General features: G+C 66.2%; 8 protein-coding genes. 2 read left to right on the forward strand and 6 right to left on the reverse strand.

Translation table 11 applies throughout. The features are described from left to right. Positions 1-147 precede the first annotated feature (147 nt). The 4 genes from ACFU8W_RS51755 to ACFU8W_RS51770 form a co-directional block, all read right to left on the reverse strand. Positions 148-615, reverse strand: coding sequence for a hypothetical protein (locus ACFU8W_RS51755; RefSeq protein ID WP_384052782.1), 468 nt, complete (start codon positions 613-615; stop codon positions 148-150). Next, the gene (locus ACFU8W_RS51760; protein ID WP_384052783.1) at positions 612-1862 is read right to left on the reverse strand and encodes an IS256 family transposase; all 1251 of its coding nucleotides are present in this window, start codon (positions 1860-1862) and stop codon (positions 612-614) included. The genes ACFU8W_RS51755 and ACFU8W_RS51760 overlap by 4 nt, the downstream gene beginning before the upstream one ends. Positions 1863-2168: 306 nt before the next feature. Further along, positions 2169-2495, reverse strand: a complete 327-nt coding sequence (locus ACFU8W_RS51765; protein ID WP_384052784.1) for a hypothetical protein — start codon at positions 2493-2495, stop codon at positions 2169-2171. A 398-nt stretch (positions 2496-2893) separates the two neighbouring features. After that, positions 2894-3163, reverse strand: a complete 270-nt coding sequence (locus ACFU8W_RS51770; protein WP_384052785.1) for a hypothetical protein — start codon at positions 3161-3163, stop codon at positions 2894-2896. Between the two features lie 465 nt (positions 3164-3628). On the opposite strand from ACFU8W_RS51770, the gene ACFU8W_RS51775 reads away from it, so the two are divergent. Then, positions 3629-3850 (forward strand): GntR family transcriptional regulator, encoded by a 222-nt coding sequence (locus ACFU8W_RS51775; RefSeq protein ID WP_384052786.1) that lies wholly within the window; start codon positions 3629-3631, stop codon positions 3848-3850. Positions 3851-4262: 412 nt separating this feature from the next. Here ACFU8W_RS51775 and ACFU8W_RS51780 read toward each other — a convergent pair whose 3' ends face one another. Next, complete coding sequence (locus tag ACFU8W_RS51780) at positions 4263-4952, reverse strand: type 1 glutamine amidotransferase domain-containing protein (protein WP_384052787.1); 690 nt, start codon at positions 4950-4952, stop codon at positions 4263-4265. A gap of 688 nt (positions 4953-5640) precedes the next feature. On the opposite strand from ACFU8W_RS51780, the gene ACFU8W_RS51785 reads away from it, so the two are divergent. Beyond that, positions 5641-6087 (forward strand): hypothetical protein, encoded by a 447-nt coding sequence (locus tag ACFU8W_RS51785; RefSeq protein WP_384052788.1) that lies wholly within the window; start codon positions 5641-5643, stop codon positions 6085-6087. 213 nt (positions 6088-6300) lie between these two features. Here the strand turns inward: ACFU8W_RS51785 and ACFU8W_RS51790 are convergent, their stop codons facing one another. Continuing rightward, positions 6301-6849, reverse strand: coding sequence for a DUF5565 family protein (locus ACFU8W_RS51790; protein WP_384052789.1), 549 nt, complete (start codon positions 6847-6849; stop codon positions 6301-6303). Positions 6850-7319: the final 470 nt, after the last annotated feature.

Here is a 7319-nt window from a genome sequence, read left to right on the forward strand (position 1 = left end):
CCGCAATCTCGTCCGGAGTCACACACTCCCAACGCCACACCGGGCCAGAAGGACACGCACCACCGCAGCCAACCTGACCAAGCACTACTAGTGCTCTGACCGTGAAGGTTTGGAGCAATAGTCAAGACCTGTGGATGGACAAGCTGTTCAGCTTGGGTCGTTCTTGAGGTTGGCCTTGGCGGTGTTGCGGATTCGCTTGGTGCGTCCGTGCTCGGCGAGGATCTTCAATGCGTCGGTGTGCGCGGTGGCGGCGGTCTTGAGCTGGAGCCAGTCGGATGACGCGAGCAAGGTGTCCGGGTGCCAAGCCCCTCCCTGGGTGACGGCCTGGAAGAGGGACCATTCGAGGAGGCGTCCGGTCAGGAACGGATGGCCGGCCACGGCCTGGGCCATCGTTTCGGTCCAGCGTTCGTAGGCGGGGTCGGCGAGGAGGCCCGTCGCGCGGCGATCGATGTGCCGCAGGACGGCGGACTGGGCCATCGTCCGGTCCGGATCGGCGAGGACCTCGCGGACGAGGCCGACCTCGTCCGCGTCGGTGACCTGCTCCAGTTCGCTCAGGTAGTGCGCGAAACGCTGATGCTCGGCCGGCTCTCGGGGCGAGGCGTCGTGGTGGTTCATGCGGCTTGCTCCTGCCGCTCGACCAGGATGCCGTTTTCGAAGGTTGCTCCGGTGCGGACCAGAGGCACGAGGTGGGCTCCGGTAATTGCCCGCCAGCGGGCCTGAGCGGACTCGACGAGCTTGAACACCATGGCGAGCGCGGCGGCCGGGCTGCCAGCACCACGTGTGACCTTCGTGCGGAGCTTGACGGTGGAGAACGTGGACTCGATGGGGTTGGTGGTCCGCAAGTGGATCCAGTGCTCGGCCGGGAAGTCGTAGAACGCCAGGAGTTCCTCGGCGTCGTCGGTGATCTTCGTGACGGCCTTGGGCCACTTCGTTCCGTAGGTCCTGGTGAACGCCTCGATCGCCTTCTCGGCATGGGCGCGGTCCTCGGCGTTGTAGATCTCCTGCATTGCTTTCGTTGCACCCGGTTGTGCGGATTTCGGCAAGGCGTTCGTGACATTGCGGGCCTTGTGAACCCAGCACCGCTGGTGGCGGGCGGTGGGGAAGACCTCGGCCAGCGCTTTCCACAGGCCCATGGCGCCGTCGCCGACGACCAGTTCGGGGTCGCGCATGCCGCGTCGACGGCAGTCGCGCAGCAGGTCGGCCCACGATTCGGTGGACTCCCGCAGCCCCTCGGCCAGTGCGATCAGCTCCTTCGTGCCGTCCAGGCGGACACCGAGCAGGACCAGCACGCACGAGTGGGCCTGTCCGAGTCGAACCTTGGGGTGCCCGCCGTCGGCCCATACGTAGACGAAGTCGCGGTCGGACAGGTCTCGATCCTGGAAGGCGGCGTGGTCGTCCTGCCACTGTCTGGTCAGCCGCGTCACGGTCGCCGCCGACAGGCCGGCCGCGCCGCCCAGGAACTGTTCCAGGGCGGGCACGAAGTCGCCGGAGGACAGGCCGTGCAGATAGAGAAGCGGGAGCACTTCGGAGATCTTCGGGGACTTGCGGCACCACGGCGGCAGGATCTTCGAGGAGAACCGCTTGCGTTCCCCGGTGGCCTCGTCGACACGGCGGTCGTTGACCCGCGGGGCTCGAACCTCGACCGGTCCGGCCGCAGTGACCACGGTGCGGGGTCGGTGGTGGCCGTTGCGGACCACCAGACGACGACCTGCCTCGTCGGTCTCGGCGGCCAACTCGGCTATGTACTGGTTGACTTCCGCTTCCAGCGCGGCGGCGAGCATCCTGCGGGCGCCCTCGCGGACGATCTCGTCGATCAGGGATCCGGACTGGGTTGAGCCGTCGTCGGTGACTAGGCTGAGCACGGGCGTGCCTTCCCGACCCGCGCTGCAACGCGGGCCTACTCGGAGACCATTAAAGGATCATTCGGGAAGGTACGCCTTCCGCGTCCCTCCCGGAACCAATCCACAGGTTCCGAGCATTGCTCGAAGGTTTGCCGGGTTAGCCGGTCATTCCTTCTCCGAGGCAGCTGCGAGATGGCGGCGGCGAGCTCGGCTCGAACCTCACCGCGGAAGTGAAATATCGGCAGTGCCAGCCGCCTGGTCATCAACGGCCGGCACGTGGGAGACGATCCTGCGGGCCGTCCATGCCGATACCGAGCCCGGGGCAGCCTAGACCCAGTTCGCCCAGCCAAAGGTGAAGAGATAGGCCCGGCGACCTGCATCCATCCCCCTGATGCCCCGAAGGAGCATGACCGCCAGCGCGACAAGGAACAGAGCGGCGAAGAATCCAGCCACGAGGGCACCAGCAATGGCCCCCGCGAACAGGCCCACGACCACACTTGCCACGACGACGATTCCAAGGCTGAAGTGCGCAACAGGCAGGTCGGCCCTGAGCACTTCTCGTACAGCCTTGCGTGACGCCCGCATGTCAGAGGCATAGCGCTCCCGGGCCGCCTCCGGGTCGGCGGCAGGTCCTTCAGGCCACTGTTCCATCATCCCCCCGGTTCCGTCCGCACAGAGCCTAATTCGACCATCGTCGGACGGGGGCAACAAGGCGCCCGCCCGTCTGCAATCCTGTCAGGGGAGGCCGTCCATGTCCTGGCCTCCAGGCATGGCCGACCCGTACCCGGTGCACTCCTGGCCGACCACTTTGGAGTGTCCGCCCGGACCGGACGCAGATACCTGGCGGCCGTTGGTGAGACCCAGCGGACCCCCGCCGCTCTGTCGGCTTAGCACCCGCGCACGCACGCCCCGTACCCGCTGCCTCTCCGGTGGCTGGTACGGGGTTCTCGTGTTTTCTGGCGGTCCGTCAGGAGTGGTCTGAGGGCCCGCACGCATGACAAGAGCCCCAGACCTGACATCGTCCTAGGTCTGGGGCTCTTTTGCGTTCGGGGTTACGCCCTACGCATCAACCTCTCCGCCGCAGCGTGCGTGCCAGCGTTCACCGGGAGCCGGTTGGCAGCGATGGAGACGACCTCTGCCAGCGTGGCCGCCATGTGTTCAAGGAATGCTGCACGCTCCGCGTCCGACACAGCTTCACCCGCCTCCAGGACGCTCTCCACGACGGCCAGCAGAGCGCTGGCCGCCTCCAGCCCGGCGATGTCGGCACAAGCGCTCAGAACCCCGCCACGGGGGCTGACCACGAACATGTCCTTCCTGGTCACGGGGTCGGTACCGACGTAGCGGGGGGTCGTGCTGTCCCCCGCAGGGTTCGGCGTGGCGTACTCACCGCCCCACTGGTGGCACGTGGCTGAGATGTGGTCACCGACGTGTCCGGGCACACGTTGGCAGGGGGAGTGCTGCCACGCATCGACGGGCGATGTGGGGTCGACGGCTCCGCACTCGGTACCGGTCCACGTCTCACCGTTTGACGCTTTGTGGGGGCCGTCGTGCGCGGAGCGGCGCACGCACGTGCTGTCAGCCGCTGTCATCGGCACAGGGGTGCTGAAACGTTCGTGTTCGCAGATAGGGTTTTTCACAGGTCGACTCCTTCCAGTCGACTAGCCCCTGAGTGATCCCTAGCCCGGATTTCTCGGGGGCGTTCCTGTTGTGGGGCACCCACTTTACGGGACCTTGCTATAGCTAGCTATCCCTCGCCATGAACCGCTACAGCGCGCAGCATTGATCATGTGGAGCTTGATCCGACCCGCGCGAAGTGGACCCAGATCTCAGCGGAACTTGAGCGGCGCATTGGCGCTGGCGAGTATCCGGCGGGATCGAAGCTGCCCGGCATCCTCGCTCTGTGCGGTGAGTTCGGGGTGGCCCAGGTGACAGCGCGCAAGGCCCTTGCCAGCCTGCGGGAACGCGGGATCATCCGGACTGAGAACGGCATCGGTTCGTTCGTCTGCTGAGGTGTAAGCGCAGGTCAAGCCTATGTGCGTAGCTTGACACCTTCGTTGATCTTGACTACGCTCATGGCCTCATTTTGCCGCAGGGCGGCCGGCAGGATGAGGAGTGGCTCGTGTATGGCGTGGTTCCGTGGGGCGCCGCCCGGATCGGGACCGGCACTCGGGGACGTGACGGAGCCCGTGGTTCCTTCGCCGCCCAGCCGAACCCTAGCCGTGCTGCCGGTGAGCAGTGTTGGCGGCCTGGCTCGGGGTGATCAATTCGGCACCGACCGGCGCGGACTTCATCGGGATCAAGGCACTCCTGGCTCAGGGCGATGAGCCAGACAGCACCTTGATCGTCGTTCGACACAGGCCTAGCGGCGCAGGCCGCATCGCAGGCAGGACCTTGCCGGTATGCAAAGCGCGGCGACGCTGATCAAAGGACCTTGAGTAGACGTTCGGCCAGGACGGCTGCCGAGGCAGGGTTCTGCCCGGTGAACAGGTTGCGGTCAACCACCGTATAGGGCTTCCACATCTCGCCCTTGGTGAACTCGACTCCCAGGTCAATGAGCTCGTCCTCCAACAACCAGCGGGCCTTCGGGCCAAGCCCGACCGCGTTCTCTTCCTCGTTGGTGAACGCCGTGATCCGGTAGCCGGCGAAGGGGGATACGCCGTGGATCCTGGTCGCCAGCATCGCGGCCGGGGCGTGGCAGACAATGGCGAGGGGCTTGCCGGCGGCGAGCGCCGCGGTCAGCAACCGTCCGGCGTCCGCGTCGACGTACAGGTCTTCCATGGGGCCGTGGCCGCCCGGGAAGTAGACGGCGTCGTAGTCTTCCGGGCGGGCGTCCGCCAATCGGATCGGCCGCCGCATCACCTCTGCAGAGCGGATGATCGCCTCCAGATCGAGAGCGATCTGAGCGCTGCCGGCCATCTCGGGGCGCAGGCTCATCATGTCCACGGTCGGGACCACCCCGTTGGGGGTGGCGACGACGACCTGGTGGCCGGCCTCGGTGAGCGCCTTGTACGGGGCCGCGAACTCCTCGGCCCAGTAACCCGTCGCATGCCTGGTGCCGTCCTTGAGCGTCCAGTACGCCGCGCCAGTCATCACGAAAAGTAGCTTCGCCATCGGACAGTCGACTCCTCATCCATATTTGATCTGGTTGGGGCGGATTGATTACAGGCATACCTTATGTCGAAGTGTGATCCATGCCATATGTGACAGCCGGTCTGCCGGACTGCGTGAGCCGAAAAATGCCATCCGGTCGGCTGAGGCGACATGGCGGTACTCGTGACTCCTGGTTGGCCATTCCCAGGTCGATGCCGACCGCGCTGCCGGTCGCGGGCGACGGCTCGGGGGCGGCCTGTTCGGTGGTCAGCATGGCGAATCACTTACGGCCCTCGCGCTTGACGGAGACCGCCTGACCCTGCCGACCACCTGACGTTGCTGATGCACCTCGACGTGCCCGACACCTTGGAGGCGAGCACGGGTGACCGGATCGTGCGCGGTGGCATCCCAACGACAGCCGTCTGCGGCCCATGTTCATCGGCTCTGTCGCAGATCTTGTGATGCCGCCGGATAGAGTCGTCGAGCAGATTGAGAGGTGTGACCGGTGAGTTCGACAGGGTTGTGGGTGGTCGGTGTCCTCCCTGACGAGGAGGTCCGGACACTACCGGATCGCTACATGCATCTCGTACGGCCAGGTGACTGGCAGAAGCCGCCGGGTTTTGGCGAGACGCTTGCGTGGTGGTCGAACGGCGGCGACCAAGAGCCCTTCTTCGAGCACACCGCGGATCATTCCAGACCCTTGATGCCCATGCAGACCGCCCGGCGATTCGCGGACTTCTTCAACGACGCCAACCCGCCTACCGAGGCGGCGGAGGCCATGCGGGACGTGAGCATGACACTCACGCCCGAGGTAGGGGGCGCTGGTCTCTTCGTTGCGACTGCCCGCAAGGCGAAGCCGGCCGCAGCCCTGTGCTACGGCCTCGGCGCAGAACGATCGGCGATGCTCCCAGGCTGGTTCGGGGACTTTCTGCTGTCCGCCGAGGAGGTTCGGACCGCCCTGCCCCGAGCTGAGGAAGCCCTCCACCTCGCCAGCACACAGCGAAGCGAGGTCCTCGGCCGGATCACCGCCTGGATGACCGCGATGGGTGACACCCCCGATTTCGATGCGGCGGAGCTCATCGACGCGCCACTGCAGGTTCTTCGGTTGGCCGCGGAGACCGGATTTGGCGCTTCCGCATTCAGTCGCTGGTACTGACCGCGGATTCCGTGATCGGCTCCTGAACGCACGAAGCGTGTCAGCACCCATCCCACGTGAGTGCGTAACGTCACAAGATCAGCGGCAGAGCCCGTTCATCCGTACGTGACTGGGCACGTTCACGTTCACGTGTGCGTCGACAACCGCTGACCCTGGACGCACGACAGTACCCCCGACCACGAGAACTCAAGGCCGGTCGGGGGCGCTTCGGTGTCATGCTTTCGGGAAGTCCCTGGCTTTGATCTTCGCCATCCGTCCGTCGGTGTGGTGCCAGACGATCCCCTCACAGCCGTCGACCGCGGCCAGGGCCAGCACGGTACTCCGGATGCCATTGAACGTCAGCTCCGGCACTGAGACGTGCTGCGCTGCGGCGTGCTCGACGAGCCGGTGAACGTCGACCTCCTCGGGATTTCCGTTCACCTTCGGGCCGATCAGCTCGAAGGTCCCGGCGGCCCGCTCGCTTGGGCCGGCCGCCTGCAGGGCTTCTGCGTGGAACTTCGCGAACGATGACTGATCGATTGGCTCCCAGCCGATGGTCTTACCAGTCTCGGTGTCGACGGAGAGGACGGTGTAGTTCGGCGGTACCGGCTTGCGGGGCTTGACTTCGCGACGCGCCCACCACTTGCCCGCTTCGTCGAGCATCACGCAGGTGCCGTCGTACTTGCGGGTGGCCTGCCCTTTACCTGTGAGCACCCACTCGCAGCCGGGCGTCACCTCGGGCAGGATGTGCGCGGGGTTGTTGGCGAAGTCGCGGACGAACACGGTCGGAATCTTCTGCATTCCGGGATCCTCTCGGCTGACCGGCTTGCGTGCATCGGAATTTCGTTCACGCCGCCACCCGCCGCTCCGCTATCGAAAGCTGCAGGACCTTGCTGTGCCCATCCTGCTGTCCGCATCCGGGACAGCGGCAGCCGACCGAGCCGACGGGCACAGGCCGACTGACAGGAAGGCGCGTTGGAGCTCTGCCTGCCCATCGGGACGGGACCCGGGGCTGGGTCGGGGAACACTGTCCGGCGCGCGCCTGCGGCGGTCGTCTCCGGCTTGTGCCGCTGCGCCCCGTCCTGCGACAGGCTGCGGCCTCGCCGCCGCGACATCCACCGGGGAGCCGACCGTGCCTGAAGACCTGAGCACGGACACAGTGGCACTGCTCGGCGTGTGCTGTCGCAGGACATCCGGCGGCCGCCGTTGCACTTTTCGGTGCAACGGCGGCCGCGTCGGCAGGGGCCGTTACT

Source organism: Streptomyces sp. NPDC057565 (assembly GCF_042801455.1).
Classification (GTDB): domain Bacteria; phylum Actinomycetota; class Actinomycetes; order Streptomycetales; family Streptomycetaceae; genus Streptomyces; species Streptomyces yanii.